Raw genomic sequence first — 18,875 nt, forward strand, 5'->3', positions numbered from 1 at the left:
GAGCCGCATCCCCATGCGGCGATTCCAAACACCAGATACATCGCCGAACAGGGGTTCGGCTCCTACCCCCGATTTTGCGCTCTTTTGCGGCAAGTTTGGAATTCGTATGCCTGAACTTCGGCGCGGCGAAAACCGCGCCCCCCCCAAAAAAAAAATACGCCGGTCAATCAAAATAAACCCGCACATCATACCAATCGGACGAGTAGTATCCCCGCGTTTCCATGATTGTCAGTTGTCCTTCAAGAATATCAACGTCGCCGCGATAGGAATGATAGCCGCCTTTCTGGTCTATCACGACGCGATAAACGCCCGGCGCGAGATCAATCAGCTCATGGTCATAATCGTCAACCGTAAACACCGAACGCCCGTTGACGTAGACGAGCAAATCGTCGGCGGTAAGATTGTCAACGATCAGGGTTCCCGCTCCGGCGGGGGGCGTGTGATCAAAACGGCCGCTCTCGCAGGCCGCGAGGCACAAAGCGAGCGCGCACGCTCCCGCGGATAAAACCGGCAGTATTTTTGCGACTGCTTTCATCATCACAGCCTCAGGCCAATTCCTGTTCCATGTGGCGCAATTTTTCATCCAGCCCGAAAATGACAATGGTGTCGCCCAGCTCCACGGTGTCATCCGCGTCCGGGCTGACGATCGTCTCTTGTTTGCCCTCCGAACGCTCGGCCCGGCGGAGAACCAGGACGGTCACGCCGTAATTCTTCCTGATCTTCAGTTCGCCCAGGGTCTTGCCGACGAAAACCATGGGCGCGGCGATTTCAAGCACGCTGATTCCTTCCGCCACTTCCACGTATTCCAGAACGGAGGGCGAGACCAGCGAACGCGCAAGGCGGGCGGCCATGTCGCGGTCGGGAAAAACAATCCGGTCCGCGCCGACTTTCTGGAGCACCTTGCCCTGAATATCATCGGCGGCCTTGGCGATCACGCAGGGAATTTTCATCTCCTTGAGCATGAGCGTGGCCAGCACGCTGCAATCCATATCAGAGCCCACCGCCACGACCGCGATATCGCAATCCCGGAAGCCGGCCGCATCCAGCGTGCCTTCCTCGGCCGCGTCGCCCTCCATGGCCTTGGCCGCGACGCCGGCCATGCGGTCAACCACATCGCGCCGGCGATCAAGCACAAGCACCTCCACCCCCAGCTCCGCGAGCGAATGCGCGAGACTGGCGCCGAACCTGCCGGCGCCGACAATGCCGATTCTTTTCATAGATTTCCTCCTAGCCGATAATAACGTCCTCTTCAGGGTACCTTACCAATTCCCGCTCCTCTTTCATGCCGATAAAAAGCGCCAGCGTCAACGGCCCCACCCGGCCGACAAACATGCCGGCGACCATGATCAATTTGCCGGCGGCGGTCAAAAGGGGCATAATGCCGGTGGAAAGCCCCACCGTGCCGAAAGCGGAAACGGCGTCAAACAGCAAATCTTCAAACGTGAATCGGCCGGCGGCCAGACTGCCCTCCTCGGTGATCAATAGCAAGCCGAAAAGGCCGAGTATAAAAATAAGCCCCATAAGGAAAACCGAAAGCGCCATTCCCACCACGCCGGCCGAAATTGTCCGGCCAAGGATGGTGATATTGCGCCGGTTGCGGACCATGGCCAGGGCCGTAAATATCAGCACCGCCATCGTGGTCACTTTGATGCCGCCGGCGGCCGAACCGGGCGCCCCGCCGATAAACATGAACACTATCGTCATGAATTTTGTCGCCGGATGCGCCGGCGCAAATTCAACCGTGTTGAACCCGGCCGTCCGCGCGGAGACCGACTGAAACAAAGCGCAAATCAGTTTGTCAATCCGATCCGGCAACGGCGCGAAGATATTGCCCCATTCAAACGCCGTGTAACCAGCCCAGCCGGCCAGAATAAGGATAAACGAGCCGGCCAATACTATCCGGCTGTGAAGCGATAAGGCCTTGCGGCCGCGTTCCAAACCGCGCCAATGGTGATAAAGCTCGCTCAGGACCAAAAAACCGATGTTGCCGAGCACGATCAGAATCATGACGGGGAAAAGCGCGATCAGATCGTTTCTCCAGCCGACTAAATTGTCGGGATAAAGACTGAACCCCGCGTTGCAAAAAGCGCTGACGGCATGAAACACGCCGTGGTAAAAAGCCCGGTCGGCCGGAAGACCGTGCCGCGCCATCAAACACAGGGCAATAATAACCGCCGCAATCAGCTCAATGCCCAAAGCCAGCAAAACCGTTCTTACCAGGAAATCCTTGATCTGGCGGACGTCCTGCAGCCCCATGGAGAAAGTGAGCGCGGTTTCGCTCCGCAGGCTGAGCCGCCGGCCGGCAATAATCAGAAAAGCCATGGCCATGGTCATAAATCCCAGACCGCCAATCTGAACCAGCGCCAGTATAACCAACTGTCCGAAATGCGAAAAGTACGAGCCGGTGTCAACGACGGTGTGGCCCGTCACACACATGGCGCTCGTGGCCGTAAAAACGGCCGTAAGCCAGTCAATCTCCCGGCCCGGCCGGCCCGCACACGGCAACATTAGCAATATGGCGCCAATAAGGATTGACAAGCCCACCGAGCCGATAATGAACAACTGGGGACTAAAAAATCCTTTTATCCCGTTGGCCGACATGGCGCTATCCTATCTTTTTGCCTCCGCCGCCGTCAAGCCCGGATATTGCGCGCGGACAGCCGCCGGGACGCTTTCGCCGCCGCGCCGGTGAAAATATAGATTGCTTTATCCGGCTGTATTTTCCATACTTTCCCTTATTGAAGCCCGGCAAATCTATTGAAAGGGAAATTGTGTTCTCACGCGAAAACGCGCTTTTGCTGGTCATTGACGTACAGGAACGGCTGCTGCCCCGGATTCACGATGCATCCTGCCTGGTCGGCAACGTCCTCACGCTGGCCGAATGCTGTAAAATCCTTAATTTGCCGATTCTCGTCACCGAACAATACCCGGAAGGCATCGGCCCGACGGCGGCCGCCTTGGCGCCGGCGCTGGACCAGCGCCCGAAAATCTCCAAGCGGACCTTCAGTTGCTGCGGTGAAACCGCTTTCATGGAGGCTCTGGCGGCAACCGGACGCAGCCAGGTTCTGATAGCCGGCATTGAAACCCATGTCTGCGTTTTTCAGACGGCCTCCGACCTTGTTCAAAACGGCTGCGCCGTTCAAGTGGCCGCGGACGCAACCGGATCGCGGACGCCAGCCAACAGGCAAATCGGCCTGAATCGCATGGAAAAGCTCGGGATAGAAATAACGAGCGTGGAAAGCGCCCTTTTTGAACTGCTGAAAACATCGGATTGCCCGGAATTCAAACAGATTCTGCGGCTTATTAAATGAAATAAATTCAGAATGCAGCTCCTTGAAAATATCCGCATTGTGCTCTGCCGCCCCATCTACGGGGGCAATATCGGCGCGGTTTGCCGGGCCATGGCCAACATGGGTCTTTCCGACCTCACCCTGGCCGGCGCAAAAAATATCAACTGGAACGACGCGCGTAAAATGGCCTGCGCCGCCCAGGAAATTCTAGCAAACCGCCGCGAAACCGACGCGCTTGAGGATGCGGTCGGCGATTGCGGCCTGGTGGCCGGCGCAACCGTCCGGCCCGGGCTTTACCGCCAACACGCGATAACCCCCCGCGAATGCGCTCCGCAAATCCTGGAGGCGGCCCGCGGCGGCAAAATCGCCCTCGTTTTCGGCCCGGAAGACAACGGCCTGGATAACATTGAACTGGCGCTGTGCAACCGCCTGATTCAAATCCCGTCCGCTGAAAATTACCGCTCCCTGAACATCTCGCACGCCGTCATGGTCTGCGCTTATGAACTTTTCATCGCCTCTGGTATTTTTGAGCCGGGCAGCGAAAAATCCCCGCCGGCCGACACGCGCACCAAGGAACACATGTTCCGGATGTGGGAAAAAACGCTCCTGCAAATCGGTTTCATGGAACCGGACAAGACCCATCACATGATGCTGGGAGTGCGCCGCATTTTTTCGCGGGGCAACCTCAGCGGGGACGACGTCCGGATACTGATGGGCATCGCGCGCCAGACGTTATGGTGCGCCGGACAACGGCCGGCGGCCGGGGAAGACAAATAAATTTCAAAACAAGCGGATTTCGCTGTTGCCTCGGCGCTTGGAATTATTATTATTCACGCAAAGGGGGTTGCCTTGCAAAGGCGCATAGGAATTTTCGGCGGCACTTTCAATCCGGTGCATCTGGGCCACCTGATCCTGGCTCAGGACGCCCTGGAAGTTTTTGACCTTGAACGGATTCTTTTTGTGCCCTGCAACCTTCCCCCCCACAAGGACGCCGCCCGTCTTGTTTCCTCCAGCCACCGCGCGGCAATGCTGGAACGGGCGCTGGAAGACAACCCCGATTTTGAGGTCTGCGACCTGGAAATCCGCATGGGCGGAACCAATTATTCAATTGACACGGTCCGCCGCCTCCGCAAAGCCTGCCCCGGCTGCGAATTGTTTTTTATCATCGGCTCGGACAGCCTGCTGGAACTTCATCAATGGAAGGAAATCAACGAACTCGCCAAACTGTGCCGATTCGCGACTTTTATCCGCCCGGGATTTGAGATAAAAAAAACAGCCGGCGCGGACCTGAAACTTGATCCGGTCCTGAGCCGGGAACTGATTGAAAACATCGCCGCCGTCCATCAAATTGACATTTCCTCGTCCGACATACGGCACCGGATAGCCGAGGGCATGAACATTCGCTACCTGGTTCCCGGCGCGGTTGCGGTTTATATCGCCGAGCACAATCTTTACAAAATATGAAAAAAAACAACCCCGCCCCGGCGGAAACAAAATTAACGGCAGTTGATCTGGCGCGCCTGGCGGCCGCCGCCATTTCCGAAAAACAAGGCGTGGACATTATCGCCTACGACGTCAGCGGCGTTTCCAGCATCGCGGATTATTATCTCGTTGCGTCGGGACAGAACACGGCGCACCTCAAGGCGCTTTGCAACGAAACAAGTCTCGTTTTGAAATCAAGGGGCATCAACTGCTGGCGCCAGTCCGGACGTCCGGAAAGCGGCTGGGTGGTGGCGGATTACGTTGATTTTATCATTCATTTCTTCAAGAAAGACGTCCGCGCCTATTACGCCATTGACCGGCTCTGGGAAAACATGCCGCGTTTGGACATCCCCCTGCCCGGCCATCCGCCGGGTTAAAAACGGCTCCGGACCGCGCCGCTCGTGAAGCGCAGAAACGCGGCAGCCAAAAGCCGCATTAGCCCGCATATTTTTTCAGGGCGGGAAATAATTGCAGCTCTTCTTTCTGGGCATGAATGTATATGGCTTTAAACAATTCCTTGTCTATATCCACTATGTCCATGGTGTGCTTGGCCTCCGATTGGTTATTATAAGAAACCAGCAGATTGTCAAACTTTGCGAGCATATCCAATATCCGGCGATGATCCTCTTGCAGCTCCCGGGCTAATTGTTTTTCCTGCGGCCCGCCATTTTGAAGCGCAAACGAAAAGATTCCCTCCTCTTCCAGCCGAAAATGCGCGAGCATATGCGCGTGAAATCTCTGGAACCGTTTGAGATAATCCGGCATTTCCTTTTTGATAAAGGCATCCAGAAATTTACCGAAAAATTCAATTGATTGTCCGAGTTCGCGATGATCCTGTAATATTTTTGTCAGTTTATCCATGGGAACCTCTTTCCTCTTTTTCAACACGCGTTATTTTCCGCCGGTTTGCCTGAATAAGTCGTCCGCTCTGAACGCAAAGCCTTCCGGGGCATGATAATCAACGATCAATCATTAATTGTTTTGTCGTTTCAAGTTTACTGCGTTTATTTCCTCCGTCAAGCGTTTTTCAGGAAACTGTGTAACCCCTCAGTTATGTGGGTGGATGGCAATTCAATTGGCCAGTCTTCGTAGGGGCCGCGCTTGTCGCGCGCCCGTCTTTATTGAAGAGGACTTCGCAAGCGAAGCCCCTACGGTTTCTCTCTCCCCCTCATAAATGAGGGATTACGAAACTGTCCCTGCGCGCCCCCGCCCACGCCCGGCCGATTCCGGGCAGGCCGGCGCAACCTTAAAGCCGGCGCGGAACCGCGCCGTATAATTGCCGCATCCAGCCCCAGATAAAATTCCCGACAATTCCGAAATCCACCGCCAATCTGCCCGCGAACTGGTTGAAAGAAACCGGCGAAACCAGGATCAGCAAAAGTCCGATCACCAGAAGATTCATAAAACAAATGAGGGTATAGGAAAAAAAACGGCCGTATTGCGCCGTATCCGGCTGGCGCCGTCCCAAGGCCGAAATTGTGAAACAAATGTGAAATCCCAGCGTAAACCCCGTCGCGCCGAGAAAAAGCGGAAAATATGCGCGCAAATCCAGGAAAACGGAGGCCAGAAACCAGGCGGCGGCGAGCAGAAGAGTATAAAACGGAAAAAAATACGGGGCCAGCGCGATAAAAAGATTGCTTTCCGAAAGTTTAACTTCGCCGCCGCTTTTTGAAACCCGCATCCCCAGCACGCTCGCCCCCATCAACGCGCCCCATAAGACATGCGTAAGCTCATGGGCCAGCACGTAACTCCTGACGGGCGCAGGGAGAAAAACAAAAAACAGCATCCACAACAAAAAACCAAGGCCCAGCGCCGTCCAGAAAAACGATGTGCCGCCGAATCCCCCGCCCCCGGCCGGCACCGCCAGCGTGAAATAAACGGCGCGGGCAACGGCCGCACAGCACGGCAGTAAAAAAACGGCGATAATGACCCGGATCAAACGCATTTTTTGAACAAAAAAAACAGGGGTTTTCCCAATCCCGCCGCCATATTGCCGGAAAACGGCCGCCCTTTCAAACTTGTTTTTCCTTCTTTTTTCCGCATGGCACCCTCTGCCCACCCGAATGCGGTGTTGACGGATAACGCCCGGATGGATATGATGTCTCAATCAAACCGCCCTGGGCGCATGAATAAAACCGGAGGGCCGCATGCCGGACGACATTGATATCCGCAAATATCTGCAGAAAATAATTGACCGCCATGACCTGAGCGCCGATGAAACTTCATCCGTCTTTGACCTTATCATGGACGGCCGGCTGACCGGCGCGCAAATTGCCGCCTTGATTTCCGTCCTGCGCATGAAGGGCGAATCCGCGGACGAGATCGCCGGCGCGGCTTCCGCCATGCGCCGGCATGCCGTCAAAATTGACACCGGCGGACTGGCCGTCGTGGATACCTGCGGGACCGGCGGCGACGGGGGAAACACCTTCAACATATCAACAACCGCCGCCTTTGTCGTGGCCGGCGCCGGCGTGCCGGTCGCCAAACACGGCAACCGCGCCGTCTCCAGCCAGTGCGGCTCGGCCGACGTTCTGGCCGAACTGGGCGTCAACCTGGAAGCGCCGCCGGAGGCGATTGAGGAATGCATCCGCACGATCGGCATCGGGTTCCTGTTCGCCCCGAAAATGCACCCGGCCATGAAACACGCCGCTCCGGTGCGCCGCGAACTCGGCATCCGCACCATCTTCAACATGCTCGGCCCCCTCACCAACCCGGCCAACGCCCGGGGACAAATCCTGGGCGTGTTTTCGGCCGAACTGACCGAACCGTTTGCGCGCGTTCTCGCTGCGCTCGGCAGCCGGCGCGCGTTCATTGTCCACGGCAATGACGGTCTGGATGAAATAACCGTCACCACCACCACCCGCATCACCGAGCTCAACAACGGCAGAATCAGCACCTATGAGTTCGATCCTTTGCCGTTTATCGGCGAGTATTTCCCGGCGGGGACGCTGGCCGGCGGAGACCCGGCCAAAAACGCCGCCATCCTGCGCTGCGTGCTGGCGGGCGAAGAGGGGCCGGCGAGGGAAATCGTTTTGTTAAACGCCGCCGCCGGCATCGCGGCGGGCGGACATGCGGAAACAATTGAAAAAGGATATCTGCTCGCCCGCAAATCAATTGACGAGGGCCGGGCGCAAAAAGCGCTGGACGCCATGCGCGAAAATCTCGCTTAACCTGTTCGCAACACCTCCCCAAATGAAAAAATGAACAAAAAAAACGATCGCCATTCAGGAATTCTTTGCGCGCAATACTTTCTCAACCACCGGCTTGACCCAAAGGAAATCGCCTGGCAGGTCAAGGAACTTGCCGCGGCGGGCTATGACGGGCTTTACGCCCACGCCCGGCCGGGACTCCTTACCCCGTATATGTCGGATGCCTGGTGGCGAGGCATTGACGCCATCATGGAAGCCTGCCGGAAATACGGCTTGGAATTCTGGATATGGGACGAGGACTATTATCCCAGCGGCCTGGCCGGCGGAAGAGTCGTCTGGAGCAATCCCGGGCTTGTCTGTCGCACCCTTGACTTTTCCGTCAAGGAAGCCGGCGGAAGCGGCCCGTTTGAAATTGATTTTGACGCGGGAATGCTGATAAAGGCGTTTGCCCTGAAAAGAGAGCCGTCCGGAATTTTTTCATCGCTGACTGATGTAACCGGGTTCTGCGGCACCCGCCGTCAAAAATGGCATTTACGCGCTCTCCGGCATGGCTGTTACTCTCCCATGATAAGTGCCATTGGGCATCCGCACTGGCGGGCCGCCATTGAAGACAACCGGTTCGCGCTTGTCTGGAGACCGCCGCGGAGGGGAAACTACACCTTTGTCGCCGTTCTGGAAAAAACCGCCTCCAGTCGTCATCCGGACCTGCTTAAGCCGGATGGCATCCGGAAATTCATTGAATTGAGTTATGAACCGTATTTCAAGCGGTACGGGAAAGAATTCGGCAAACTGATCCGGGGCGCTTTCACCGATGAACCCAGTCCCGGAGGAGGCGCTTTCCCGTGGAACGCCGCCTTCCCCGGAAAATTCCGCAATGACCACGGATACGATCTCATTCCGCATCTGGCCCATCTGGCCGTTGAGATTGACCAACGAACGCCGGTTATCCGCCACCATTATCGGCTGACCCAGCACCGGCTCCAGGAAGAAAACTATGCGGGACAGATCAGCCGCTGGTGCCGGAAACATGGAATCAGTTTTACCGGCCATCTTACCCGGACCGAATGGCTCTCGCTCGTCGCCGCCTGGTGGCCGAACGAAATACGCATGTACCGCCGGATAGCCATCCCGACCTGCGACCCGCTCGGCGCATCCGAAGGATGGAAAGCCGCCGCCTCGTATCACACCGCGGTCAAGGTTGTTTCCTCCGCCGCCCACCTCTTCAACAAAAAACAGGCGGGGAGCGACGCGCTGGCCGTGGTCGGCGATGAAGTTTCCCTGCGCGATCTTAAATACCTATGCGACCACCAGATCGCCCTCGGAATTAACTTTTTTGCGATTCACGGATTGAGCTGTTCGCTTGACGGTCCGCGCAAGGACGAAGTCCCGCCGTCCTTGTTTTACCAGCACTCGGAATGGAAATACATGCGCGTGCTGGCGGACTATTTGAAAAACACATGCATGGAATTGACCGGGGGAAAACACCTCTGCCGCATTGCCATCCTCTACCCCTCCACCAGCCTCGCCTGCCAGGTCAACGCGGAACCGGAAAAATCCCGCAACCTGCGGGATGAAGACAAAATCCACCGTTTGATTGACGAGCTCCTGAGCCATCAATGCGACTTTGACTTCATTGACGAAGTTACCCTGCAAAAATCGGTCGGGCGTAACGGAAAACTCGCCGGCCCGGAGCGTTATCGGACAATTATCCTGCCTTACCTGCGTTTTATTGACGGGAGGACTGCCAAGGCCTTAAACCGTTATGCCGCCGCCGGCAACCGGGCGCTTGCTATCGGCGCCATGCCTTCCGCCCTGCCATCCGGATTAAAGCGTTCAATCCGCGGCTGGCATCACGCCGCGATTGAGCAGCACAAACAACTGACCGCGGACATCATTCGTTCGCTGCACGGCGTGCCGGTGAAAGGGAAAGGGGCGGATGATGTTTTTGTTCTGCGGAGAAAGAAAAACGCCGCAAACATTACCTTCGCATTCAACCGCCGGGAAAAAGACTTTGAAGGAACCGTTGCCGGCTGTGCCGTTACAATTCCCGGACGGGGCTCCGTTCTCATCCGGGACGGAAAAGTTCCGCCGGAACCGGCGCTGGAGACGGCGGCCGACATTTCCGCGAATTGGCGGATATCATTCCCGCACAACCATCTTCCGCTTTCCTTCTGGCATTCCGCCGCCAAACCGTTCGCGAATGTCAGAAACATTGTGAACGAACCCGGTTACGACCTGATGCAGCGCGCCCGCGATCCGGTCGGCGAAGGAGCGGAAACGGCAACTTACTACTGCCGCTTCATGCTCACCGGCTCGGTTCCCGACGCCCGCCTCGTCATGGATGAAAGCGGAGTCATGGGCAAATGGAAAGCGTTTGTCAACGGCCGGGAAGTGAAGCGTTGGCGGAAAGCCGTTGTTTATGACTGCCGGAACATCCAGGCGGACATCGGACATCTGCTGGCCGGCGATTCAACCCCGACGTTAAACATCATCGCCATTGAAACATCCGGGCCGGGCCGGGGATTGAAAGAGATCCCATATCTCTACGGCTCCTTTACCTGCAGTTATCGCTACGGCCATCTTTCCTTTCCCTTTGTCAACGGACCGGCCGGCGCGGTTGATTCAGCCTCGCTCCAACCCTGGAATCTGCTCGGCTATCCGACGTTTTCCGGCTCAGCGGCCTATACAAAAACGCTTGCCATCCGTGAAAAAGGAACTTATCTGCTTGATCTCGGGCGCGTGGAAGATGTCGCCGGAGTTTCCCTTGACGGCAAACGCATCGCAACCCTGGCCTGGCCGCCTTACCGATGCCAACTCGGCCGGCTTGAGGCGGGCAACCACTCGCTTAAAGTGGAAGTTGCCAATCCGCCCGCCAACCGGAATCGGGCCGCCAATCTCCCCGCCGGACTGCTCGGCCCGGTCCGGCTTTGTCACAGCGCGCCAACCACCGAATCATGAGAACAGAGACGGGGACGCGTTCCCATGCATGTTGCACCGCCTAATCTTCTGGCTCTTCTGACGGAAATTTATTCCACCGGCGCCGCCGGCCAAAGCGGAAACAATGCGCCTTCCCGGTCAGGCCTTGACGATTTTCCCGGACTTGATGCAGCGGGTGCATACTTTCCGGGTTACTATGGCGCCGTTTTCCACAATGGTGATTTTCTGCAGGTTGGGCGCAAACTGGCGCCGGCTGATGCCGGTCGTGTGCAGCCCGATCCCTCCGCTGGCCTTCGGCAGACCGCGGCGCGTGATAACATTACCGGTGTGCAATCCCTTTCCGCATACATGACATATTCTTGGCATTTTCCTGCTCCTTTGTTGTAATCCGAAAACACGGCGACTGTCCGACGAACGCCGAATAATTTGCATTAATTCATACTATAATTCAAGCGCAGAAAACAAACAAAATATTCACGGCGCCGGGAAAAGAAAAAAAAATACCCCGCGGCCGTCCCTGTCAACAGGACCGTCCGCAGGCGGACGGCGCCGCCGTGATCCTGAAACTTTCCAGATCCAATGCGCTTTTCCATTGCGGCAGTTTTTCCGCCGGCCCCTCAATCCGCACCATCGGCGGCATGCGGTCCGCCAAGGCGTTGATTTTCGCCCAAAGCATGTTGTCCCCCCAGAACCGGGGGATTGTATCAGCCGCCGCTACCGCGCGCAAAATAGCGGCGGGATTATGTCGGCCGCCGCGGATAGCGTCAAAAGCGAGCTGTTCAAGGCGGCCCAGACCGGTCCGCGCATCAGGCTGTTCCTGAAGCCACCGCGCCGCGGCGGCGGGAACCCACGGCAGGGGAGCGTCAGCGCGCCGCGCCAGCTCGGCAAGCATGCCTGAATTTTGTGCGGCAAACGCAGCATCCACAACCCGGGCAAACCGGAACTGGGCATCCGTAACCGGCCGCCGCCGTCCATACAGGGAGGCCATCTGCGCCGGCCGAAGCTGGCCGAGCCCGTTGAATGGAACAATCCCGGGAAAAGCATCAATACAGAGAAGTTCTGCCCGCAGAATGTTCAAATGAAACAGGCAGGCCAGGATATGGGCAAGCATCGCCTGATCAAAAAGACACGCGTCAAACCACAGCACAATACGTTCACAATTTTTCGCGTCCGCAAGCCGGCGGTATTGTTTCCTTACCGTATCCAGCACGAATTCACGCTTGAGCCCGCCGCCGGTTTCACCTTCCAGGAAGAGCGCCCGCTTTTCCATGGTCTTTTCATCGGGCCAGCCGGGATTCCGGGGCCCGTCGTAGAGAACATCGTGCCAGACAAACACTTCCCCGGGAACACCGGATTGCGCCAGACTGCTTCCGGCGATATCGCCGCTTGTGATATGAAGCATTTTATTCATCTTTTCCCTTTCCCGCCGGAAACAAAACATGCCGCCTGTCTTCCGCCGGCCATCATGCATGCCCGCCATCCCGGCAAATATCCGGTTTGTCTTTTCCGGCCGGGCATATTGCCTCTGCTCCGGACTCAAACTGAATGGTTGTATGTTCAATCCCGTGCAGTTCGCGCAGTTCCTCGCGGATGCGCGCAAGCAATTGATTGTCAATGACGGGGTTCTCCAGCACGATGTGGGCGGTCAGCGCGGCATGCGTCGTGCTGAGCCCCCAGACGTGCATATGATGGACGTTTTTTACGGAGGGCAGACCGCACAGATAAGCGCGGATACCCGCGGCGTCAATGTGCGCCGGCACCGCGTCCAGCGCCAGATTAAGCGATTCACGGAGAAGCTTCCAAGTGCCGGCAAAAATAATAACCGCGATGATAATGCTGACCAGGGGATCAATGATCATGATCCCGGTACGCGCGATCACCAGACCGGCCGCGACAACTCCGGCCGATATGGCGGCATCGGCCAGCATATGCAGAAAAGCCCCGCGTATGTTAAGATCCTCTTTCTGGCCTTTCATAAACATCAAGGCAGTGGCCGTATTGACCACGATGCCGAGCAGCGCCACCCAGACGACGGTTTCAACATGCACGGCGGCCGGTTCCCGCAACCTGCGGACAGCCTCCCAGGAAATGGCGCCGACGCTGACCAGGAGAAAAACCGCGTTCGCCAGCGCGGCCAGGATGGACGATCGTTTCAGGCCGTAGGTGTGTTTCCGCGTCGGTTTCCGTTGCGACAAATACGCCGCCGCCCATGCGACCAGGAGACCCATGACGTCTCCCAGATTGTGCCCGGCATCGGCCAGCAAAGCCAGCGAATCCGACAGAAATCCGTACGCCACTTCAACAACAATAAAAACCGCATTGAGGGCGATGCCAACGGCGAAGGCGCGGTTGTAATTGCGGGGACGGCGATTATGTCCATGCCGGGTCATATCGGGTATATTCAAACATAAAATCCGGGCTTAAGATGTGATTGCAGGCTTGCGTTTCACGGCAAGACGTTGCCCCGCGCCTTCCGGGGCCTTGCTTGAAACCAGCGTTGATCCTGTTTATCCGATAATCGCCAGGGCTATCCACGGCGCCACATTGAAGACAAAAACCATGATCTTGTACATGCCGATCATGGAATAAAGCGCCGCATTGAACCTTTCCCGCGGCATCGGAAACCATTTGCCGTGCATTTTATACACAAAATCGCCGGCCAACGTCAGGAACAGGGACGAAACAATCAACAAGGCAAAGTTCAAAATCGTGCACCACATGAAAAACTTCGTCAGCATTTGAATGTCCATAATTTTATCTCCTGTGTTTTTCCTGCCCCGTAACTGCTCGGGTATTCAGGACTCTCATTCTGACTTGATAACGTGGTTAACCCCGCGTGAGCGGCGTAGGCCGCAACGCGGCTGCACGCCGTTTGCGCCCGTTATTACGGGCGCGTCACGGCCCTTCGGGTGAATTTTGCGCGCTTTGCGCGCAAAATTCAGGTAATCAATAAGGCCGCCAAAAGCGGCAACTGTATTTGATAGACGTAGGGGGCGTGCTTGTCGCGCCCCTTCAGAGGGCTTCGACGAGCGAAGCCCCTACAAAAAATAGACAACATTGAAATTCCTATACGTTCAATAAGGCCGCCAAAAGCGGCAACTGTATTTGATAGACGTAGGAGCCGCATCCCCATGCGGCGATTCCGGACGAACCGCATCCCCATGCGGCGATTCCAAACACCAGATGCATCGCCGAACAGGGGTTCGGCTCCTACCCACGATTTTGCGCTCTTTTGCGGCAAGTTTGAAATTCCTATGCATCCAGTTTACTTTAAACCGCGCGGAACGTCAAAAAAAATGCGCAATAATTTGCCCGTGCGACAAACTCCACCCGGCTTGCTATCCGGCGCGTTTGATTTTCCGTCTTGTTTTCGCGCGCCTTCGGCGTTATTTTCAGTTTTTTGCCGGCCCGTAAAACCGTGCGCCGGCCGCCCATTGAAGCATATTACCCGAATATTGCACGAAAATCGTGTAATGTTCGGGTATTAACATGAAAAAAACTCTTCATTCCGGCGCAGGCGGGCCGCCGTCCGCGTCCGTGCTGGTCCGGCAAAGCGTGCGGCGCACCCTGTTCAACATGGCTTTTCCCATGCTGGCCGGCACCTTTGCCATGAACGCTTACACGCTCACGGACACCTGGTTCGTTTCGCGGCTGGGCACCCTGCCGCTGGCCGCAATGGGCTTTACCTTCCCGGTGGTCATGCTCCTGACCTGCGTGGCGGGCGGACTCGGTTCCGGCATCACGGCGCTGGTTTCGCACGCGATCGGCCGCTATGACGACGCTGCGGCGGCCAGGATCACCACCCACGGCATCACCCTCACTGTGGCGGCGGCGGCGGTAATTTCCATTATCGGCTACTTGAGCATCGGCCCGGTTTTCTCAAAACTGGGCGCCGACGCCGCGACGATGCCGCTCATCAACGGTTACATGCGCACGTGGTATCTGGGCACAATCTTCATGTCGCTCCCGATGATCGGCAACGGTATCCTGATTTCCATGGGCGACTCCCGGTCGGCCAGCCGGTTTATGATCATGGGCACCCTCCTCAACGCCATCCTGGACCCCATCATGATTTTCGGATGGTTCGGTTTCCCGGCCATGGGCATTCGCGGCGCGGCCCTGGCGACAATCATCGCGCAGACGGTTGCGACCGTATGGCTCTTTTATCTGCTCAAAAAAAAACACCGCCTCATTGCCTTCGCCGGCCAGCGCCTCGGCGACTGGCTCGGCTCGTTCCGGCAAATCGTCCGCTTCGGCGTCCCGGGCATATTGAGCATGATCCTCATGCCGGTTTCAGCCGGCGTAATCACCTCAATTGTCAGCCGTTTCGGCAACGAGGCGGTCGCGGCCTGCGGCGCGGCGGGGCGGATTGAAATGTTCGCTTTCGTCATCCCGATGGCGCTCGGCATGTCGCTGATGCCTTTTGTGAGCCAGAACTATGGCGCCGCGCGCCTGGACCGCATCCGCGAGGCCATCACGGTTTCCACCAGGTTCGCCCTGCTTTACGGCGGCGCGACGGCCCTCGTTTTCTTCCTCGGTGCGCCGCTGCTGGCCGCTATTTTCAGCGATGACCCGGAAGTCTCCGGCATCATGATCATGCACATCCGCATCATTTCATTCGGCTTCGGCATGATGGAAACTCACCGCTATTGCGGGTTTGTCCTCACCGGCCTCCACCGGCCGCTCCATACCACCCTCTTGAACGCCATCCGGGTGCTGGGACTGCTCATTCCGCTCTCCTACCTGGGGGCAAGTTTCGGCGGGATCCAGGGGGTTTTCTGGGGACGCCTGGCAACGGACATAATCGTCGGTAGCATCGGGTTGCTCTGGGTATACCGCGCCTGCAAAATTGACGTCTGTCCGCCGGGCCGGAAAGCCTGAATTTCAGTAATTTGGCGGCACTTGGACAGTGATGAGACGGGCTGACTTGCTTTTGATGCAGTGTCCGCGGACAGAAGTCCCTGCCGGTATATAAAAGGCGTCGCCAGTTCTCAATTTTTGATGAGGTTCACCGCGGATATCCAGCAGGAATTCTCCGCCGATAACATAGCCAGCCAGATCCGCATTGATCTTTTCATATTCCGGTTTATCGCCCGCGGTGTATTCTTCCTCAATCATTTCAAGTTTTATGTCTTTACGCCGCGGAAAAATAAAAGTGTAACACCGATTTTTTTCGGCGGTTGAACGCATGGCTTCACGCCGGAATACACAGCTATCATTCCGGACAGGCGCGGAAGTGAAAAAATCGCCCAGATCGCTTCCCATTGCGTTTAGCATTTTGCGCATGGTTGCAATGGTTGGGGAAATGCGGCCGCGTTCAACCCCGGAAACATAACTGGGCGACACATCCGCCTGTTTGGCAAGCTCGCGCATGGAGAGCCGACAGCGCAGGCGCAAGTCGCGCAGGCGCCGCAAAACATTCTGTCGGTCCGCGATCTCGGAAGACAAGGAAGAGCGATGTTTGTTTTTCATGATCTTTTTGCGGTTAAAAATAAAACAACGATCGTTTAAGTCAATATTATTTTTTACTATTGACAAATATCCATATGTTCATTATATTGTTCATATAAACAAATAAATGCGCTTTTTGCCGGAAAGGGGCGATCTTATGACTTCGCGCGAAAGAATGCTGGCCGCGATCAGCGGCCAAAAGCCGGATCATGTTCCGCTCTATGCCTGGGTGTTTGGATTCAAGGCGCCGGAGCATTTAACCTGGGAACGGGATGGCCATAAAAGGACTTTTTGGTACACCGGCCGGCTTGAGCATCTGCACAGGCTCCCGCAGGCCTGGAATATTGAGGACGATTTCAAACGCGCGGAAACATGGCTTTCCCTGGGATTGGATGATGTGCTGGATGTGTCCGTGCCGTGGAACAGCGATGCGCGCGTTACATTTGCGGATTCGCTCCACCCCGCCCATCAAGACGGGCGCGAATATCCGGTCATGACGAGGGAATACCAGACTCCGGACGGCCCATTGCGGCATAGCGTCCAGAAGACCAACGAGGAGGAAAAACCGGGCTGGGTGATTCAGCCCGATTGCGTTCCCTTGATTGAGGATTTCAACATTCCCCGCGCCGTGAAACATCTTGTCGCGGCGCCGGAGGACGCGGCCAAAATTAAATGGCTGTTCCAGGGGCCTGACAAATCGCAACAGGCGTGGTTTGAGGAAAGAATGCGCAAGGCGGCCGGTTTTGCCGGGGAGCGCGGCGTGATGGCCCAGGCCTGGTCCGCGTTCGGCATGGATGCGGCCGTCTGGTTTGCCGGGGCCGAAGGCGCCATTATGCTCTGCATGGAACATCCGGACGCCTTCGCTGAATTACTGGGCGCGATTCATGCGGCGGACAAGGCCCGCACCGCGCTGGCCTTGCAATATCCGGTTGACATGGTTTGCCAGCGGGGCTGGTACAGTTCCACCGATTTCTGGTCGCCATCCATCTTCAAGAAATATCTCAAGCCCCATATCGCCGAACTGGCCGGAATGGCCCACAAGGCCGGCAAGAAATTCGGATACGTGATGACGACCGGCGTCATGACGCTCGGGGTGGAATTGATGGACGCGGGCGTGGATTTGCTTTATTATGTTGACCCGGTCCAGGATCACGCCGATCTGGCGAAGGCAAAAGAAATGTTCGGCGGCAAAATGGCCGTGGCCGGCGGAGTCAACAGCGGCGTCACCCTGGCGACCGGGACGCCGGCGCAGGTGCGCGCGGAAGTAAAAACCGCGCTGGACATATTCGGCAAGGACGGCGGTTTTGTGCTTTCGCCGGTGGACGCGCTCTTCCCCGACACGCCCTGGAACAACGTGGAAACCATGATTGCGGCCTGGAAACAAGCCTGAAAATTTCATGGCCATGGTGGCGGCGGTCGGCGAAATGCGCAACACTGATTTTTCGGTGTAAATTAACCGGGAAAATTATGGCCGAAGAAAAAAATATTTTTCGCGGACAAATGCTGGCGTTTTTTGAGTCCCTGCGCGTCCCGGACGGCGCGTATGGGCGTTACCGCTACGCGGCCGGCCAGACTTATCCGGTTTTATACGCCTCGCTTTATGCCGCCATGGCGCGGCACATGCTGCATGATATCGCGACGGTGTCCGCGACCCAAAAGAAGGAATGGATTGCCCATATCCAGTCCTTTCAGGCGGAAGACGGTCTTTTCAAAGATGAAAAAATCGCGCATCCCGGCTCATGGTATGTGCCGCCGCACATGGAGTGGTGCGGCTGGTGGCATTTGAGCTGTCATGCGATCATCGGGTTGACGGCGCTGGGCGCCGTGGCTGGCCGTGAATTCGCCGTATTGAAGCCGTATTACGATGAGAAATTCCTGCGGAAATGGCTGGCTGCGCGCGATGCCGACAAGATGGATTTTGCCGGCAATGAAGTCCTGAACCTCGGCCAACTGTTGCAATATGCGCGCGATTTTCAGAACGCAAAACCCGCCGGCCGCGCCATGGAAATTGTCCTTGACTGGCTGGATGAAAACCAGGATGCGGCCGCCGGCCTGTGGGGCCGGGCCTTTGTCACGCCTGAAGATCGCAACAAGGCTTATCAAGGCGCATATCATTTTTTTCTGTTATACGATTATGACCGGCGTCCGATCCGACATGCGGAACAAATAATTGACTTTATGCTGTCCATGCAGACGGCGCAGGGCGGGTTTGGCATTCATGAAAACACCGGCGGGTGCGAAGATATTGACGCCATTGATCCCCTGGCGCGGCTTTATTTCCGGACGCCGCATCGCCATGCCGATATTGAGCAATCCCTGCGCCGCGCCTTTGACTGGGTTTTGCTGAACCGGACGCCGGACAACGGGTTTGCGTTCTTCCGCGATCGGGACATGTTTTACGGCAGCCGCCTGATGTATTCGGGCCGGGATGAAGGCAGCGCTTTCGCCACGTGGTGGCGCATGCTCTCGCTGGCGGTCATGTCCCGGGTGGTGCGGGATCACCCCCTGGCGCAAATTCCCTGGCAGTTTATTCGTTGTCCGGGTTATCAATTGGAGGTAAACATAT

20 protein-coding genes are annotated in these 18,875 nt (G+C 56.7%); 10 read left to right on the forward strand and 10 right to left on the reverse strand.

Going from position 1 to position 18,875, the window contains the following annotated elements; translation table 11 throughout:
* Positions 1 to 163 precede the first annotated feature (163 nt).
* Genes PHP98_08530 through PHP98_08540 form a run of 3 tightly spaced genes read right to left on the reverse strand, consistent with a single transcriptional unit; the run spans position 164 to position 2,508 of the window.
* A complete protein-coding gene (locus PHP98_08530; GenBank protein MDD5483679.1) occupies positions 164 to 535 on the reverse strand; it encodes a hypothetical protein in 372 nt (123 codons plus the stop codon).
* A gap of 10 nt (positions 536 to 545) precedes the next feature.
* Positions 546 to 1,217: a TrkA family potassium uptake protein gene (locus tag PHP98_08535; GenBank protein ID MDD5483680.1), complete on the reverse strand. Its 672-nt coding sequence runs from the start codon at positions 1,215 to 1,217 to the stop codon at positions 546 to 548.
* Positions 1,218 to 1,227: 10 nt separating this feature from the next.
* On the reverse strand, positions 1,228 to 2,508 hold the full coding sequence (locus PHP98_08540) for a potassium transporter TrkG (protein ID MDD5483681.1): 1,281 nt from the start codon (positions 2,506 to 2,508) through the stop codon (positions 1,228 to 1,230).
* Positions 2,509 to 2,515: 7 nt separating this feature from the next.
* Between PHP98_08540 and PHP98_08545 the strand changes: the two genes are divergently transcribed.
* From PHP98_08545 to rsfS, 5 genes are all read left to right on the forward strand, one after another.
* Positions 2,516 to 2,692, forward strand: coding sequence for a hypothetical protein (locus PHP98_08545; protein ID MDD5483682.1), 177 nt, complete (start codon positions 2,516 to 2,518; stop codon positions 2,690 to 2,692).
* Positions 2,693 to 2,771: 79 nt separating this feature from the next.
* Positions 2,772 to 3,311: an isochorismatase family protein gene (locus tag PHP98_08550; GenBank protein MDD5483683.1), complete on the forward strand. Its 540-nt coding sequence runs from the start codon at positions 2,772 to 2,774 to the stop codon at positions 3,309 to 3,311.
* Positions 3,312 to 3,323: 12 nt separating this feature from the next.
* Positions 3,324 to 4,067, forward strand: coding sequence for an RNA methyltransferase (locus tag PHP98_08555; protein MDD5483684.1), 744 nt, complete (start codon positions 3,324 to 3,326; stop codon positions 4,065 to 4,067).
* A 72-nt stretch (positions 4,068 to 4,139) separates the two neighbouring features.
* Entirely contained in the window at positions 4,140 to 4,754 is a 615-nt protein-coding gene (gene nadD / locus PHP98_08560; GenBank protein ID MDD5483685.1) for a nicotinate-nucleotide adenylyltransferase, read from the forward strand.
* Positions 4,751 to 5,149 (forward strand): ribosome silencing factor, encoded by a 399-nt coding sequence (gene rsfS / locus PHP98_08565; GenBank protein ID MDD5483686.1) that lies wholly within the window; start codon positions 4,751 to 4,753, stop codon positions 5,147 to 5,149. The genes nadD and rsfS overlap by 4 nt, the downstream gene beginning before the upstream one ends.
* 58 nt (positions 5,150 to 5,207) lie before the next feature.
* On the opposite strand, the gene PHP98_08570 is transcribed toward rsfS, so the two are convergent.
* Both PHP98_08570 and PHP98_08575 read right to left on the reverse strand, forming a co-directional pair.
* On the reverse strand, positions 5,208 to 5,633 hold the full coding sequence (locus tag PHP98_08570) for a hemerythrin domain-containing protein (protein ID MDD5483687.1): 426 nt from the start codon (positions 5,631 to 5,633) through the stop codon (positions 5,208 to 5,210).
* Between the two features lie 385 nt (positions 5,634 to 6,018).
* Positions 6,019 to 6,717, reverse strand: a complete 699-nt coding sequence (locus PHP98_08575; protein MDD5483688.1) for a hypothetical protein — start codon at positions 6,715 to 6,717, stop codon at positions 6,019 to 6,021.
* Between the two features lie 202 nt (positions 6,718 to 6,919).
* Here PHP98_08575 and trpD point away from each other — a divergent pair, with 202 nt between their 5' ends.
* A complete protein-coding gene (gene trpD, locus PHP98_08580; protein ID MDD5483689.1) occupies positions 6,920 to 7,942 on the forward strand; it encodes an anthranilate phosphoribosyltransferase in 1,023 nt (340 codons plus the stop codon).
* Between the two features lie 30 nt (positions 7,943 to 7,972).
* Positions 7,973 to 10,879: a glycosyl hydrolase gene (locus PHP98_08585; protein MDD5483690.1), complete on the forward strand. Its 2,907-nt coding sequence runs from the start codon at positions 7,973 to 7,975 to the stop codon at positions 10,877 to 10,879.
* Positions 10,880 to 10,996: 117 nt separating this feature from the next.
* On the opposite strand, the gene rpmB is transcribed toward PHP98_08585, so the two are convergent.
* From rpmB to PHP98_08605, 4 genes are all read right to left on the reverse strand, one after another.
* A complete protein-coding gene (gene rpmB, locus PHP98_08590) occupies positions 10,997 to 11,224 on the reverse strand; it encodes a 50S ribosomal protein L28 (GenBank protein MDD5483691.1) in 228 nt (75 codons plus the stop codon).
* A gap of 154 nt (positions 11,225 to 11,378) precedes the next feature.
* Positions 11,379 to 12,269, reverse strand: a complete 891-nt coding sequence (locus PHP98_08595) for a hypothetical protein (GenBank protein ID MDD5483692.1) — start codon at positions 12,267 to 12,269, stop codon at positions 11,379 to 11,381.
* Between the two features lie 52 nt (positions 12,270 to 12,321).
* Positions 12,322 to 13,248, reverse strand: a complete 927-nt coding sequence (locus tag PHP98_08600; protein MDD5483693.1) for a cation diffusion facilitator family transporter — start codon at positions 13,246 to 13,248, stop codon at positions 12,322 to 12,324.
* A 117-nt stretch (positions 13,249 to 13,365) separates the two neighbouring features.
* Positions 13,366 to 13,608 (reverse strand): hypothetical protein, encoded by a 243-nt coding sequence (locus tag PHP98_08605; protein MDD5483694.1) that lies wholly within the window; start codon positions 13,606 to 13,608, stop codon positions 13,366 to 13,368.
* Between the two features lie 739 nt (positions 13,609 to 14,347).
* On the opposite strand from PHP98_08605, the gene PHP98_08610 reads away from it, so the two are divergent.
* Positions 14,348 to 15,739: an MATE family efflux transporter gene (locus tag PHP98_08610; GenBank protein ID MDD5483695.1), complete on the forward strand. Its 1,392-nt coding sequence runs from the start codon at positions 14,348 to 14,350 to the stop codon at positions 15,737 to 15,739.
* Between the two features lie 3 nt (positions 15,740 to 15,742).
* On the opposite strand, the gene PHP98_08615 is transcribed toward PHP98_08610, so the two are convergent.
* Entirely contained in the window at positions 15,743 to 16,330 is a 588-nt protein-coding gene (locus tag PHP98_08615) for a helix-turn-helix domain-containing protein (GenBank protein MDD5483696.1), read from the reverse strand.
* A gap of 136 nt (positions 16,331 to 16,466) precedes the next feature.
* Between PHP98_08615 and PHP98_08620 the strand changes: the two genes are divergently transcribed.
* Positions 16,467 to 17,699, forward strand: a complete 1,233-nt coding sequence (locus PHP98_08620; GenBank protein MDD5483697.1) for a uroporphyrinogen decarboxylase family protein — start codon at positions 16,467 to 16,469, stop codon at positions 17,697 to 17,699.
* 77 nt (positions 17,700 to 17,776) lie between these two features.
* Positions 17,777 to 18,875: hypothetical protein (locus PHP98_08625; protein MDD5483698.1), on the forward strand; the 1,099-nt coding region annotated here is incomplete at its 3' end.

Source organism: Kiritimatiellia bacterium (assembly GCA_028715905.1).
Classification (GTDB): Bacteria; Verrucomicrobiota; Kiritimatiellia; order JAAZAB01; family JAAZAB01; genus JAQUQV01.

Excerpts from the sequence above, each read along its gene's own strand:
- PHP98_08530 (MDD5483679.1), bottom strand. The coding sequence starts at position 535 with ATGAAAGCAGTCGCAAAAATACTGCCGGTTTTATCCGCGGGAGCGTGC.
- PHP98_08535 (MDD5483680.1), bottom strand. The coding sequence starts at position 1,217 with ATGAAAAGAATCGGCATTGTCGGCGCCGGCAGGTTCGGCGCCAGTCTC.
- PHP98_08540 (MDD5483681.1), bottom strand. The coding sequence starts at position 2,508 with ATGTTGCCGTGTGCGGGCCGGCCGGGCCGGGAGATTGACTGGCTTACG.
- PHP98_08545 (MDD5483682.1), top strand. The coding sequence starts at position 2,516 with ATGGCGCCAATAAGGATTGACAAGCCCACCGAGCCGATAATGAACAAC.
- PHP98_08555 (MDD5483684.1), top strand. The coding sequence starts at position 3,324 with ATGCAGCTCCTTGAAAATATCCGCATTGTGCTCTGCCGCCCCATCTAC.
- rsfS (MDD5483686.1), top strand. The coding sequence starts at position 4,751 with ATGAAAAAAAACAACCCCGCCCCGGCGGAAACAAAATTAACGGCAGTT.
- PHP98_08570 (MDD5483687.1), bottom strand. The coding sequence starts at position 5,633 with ATGGATAAACTGACAAAAATATTACAGGATCATCGCGAACTCGGACAA.
- PHP98_08575 (MDD5483688.1), bottom strand. The coding sequence starts at position 6,717 with ATGCGTTTGATCCGGGTCATTATCGCCGTTTTTTTACTGCCGTGCTGT.
- trpD (MDD5483689.1), top strand. The coding sequence starts at position 6,920 with ATGCCGGACGACATTGATATCCGCAAATATCTGCAGAAAATAATTGAC.
- PHP98_08585 (MDD5483690.1), top strand. The coding sequence starts at position 7,973 with ATGAACAAAAAAAACGATCGCCATTCAGGAATTCTTTGCGCGCAATAC.
- rpmB (MDD5483691.1), bottom strand. The coding sequence starts at position 11,224 with ATGCCAAGAATATGTCATGTATGCGGAAAGGGATTGCACACCGGTAAT.
- PHP98_08595 (MDD5483692.1), bottom strand. The coding sequence starts at position 12,269 with ATGAATAAAATGCTTCATATCACAAGCGGCGATATCGCCGGAAGCAGT.
- PHP98_08600 (MDD5483693.1), bottom strand. The coding sequence starts at position 13,248 with ATGACCCGGCATGGACATAATCGCCGTCCCCGCAATTACAACCGCGCC.
- PHP98_08605 (MDD5483694.1), bottom strand. The coding sequence starts at position 13,608 with ATGGACATTCAAATGCTGACGAAGTTTTTCATGTGGTGCACGATTTTG.
- PHP98_08610 (MDD5483695.1), top strand. The coding sequence starts at position 14,348 with ATGAAAAAAACTCTTCATTCCGGCGCAGGCGGGCCGCCGTCCGCGTCC.
- PHP98_08615 (MDD5483696.1), bottom strand. The coding sequence starts at position 16,330 with ATGAAAAACAAACATCGCTCTTCCTTGTCTTCCGAGATCGCGGACCGA.
- PHP98_08620 (MDD5483697.1), top strand. The coding sequence starts at position 16,467 with ATGACTTCGCGCGAAAGAATGCTGGCCGCGATCAGCGGCCAAAAGCCG.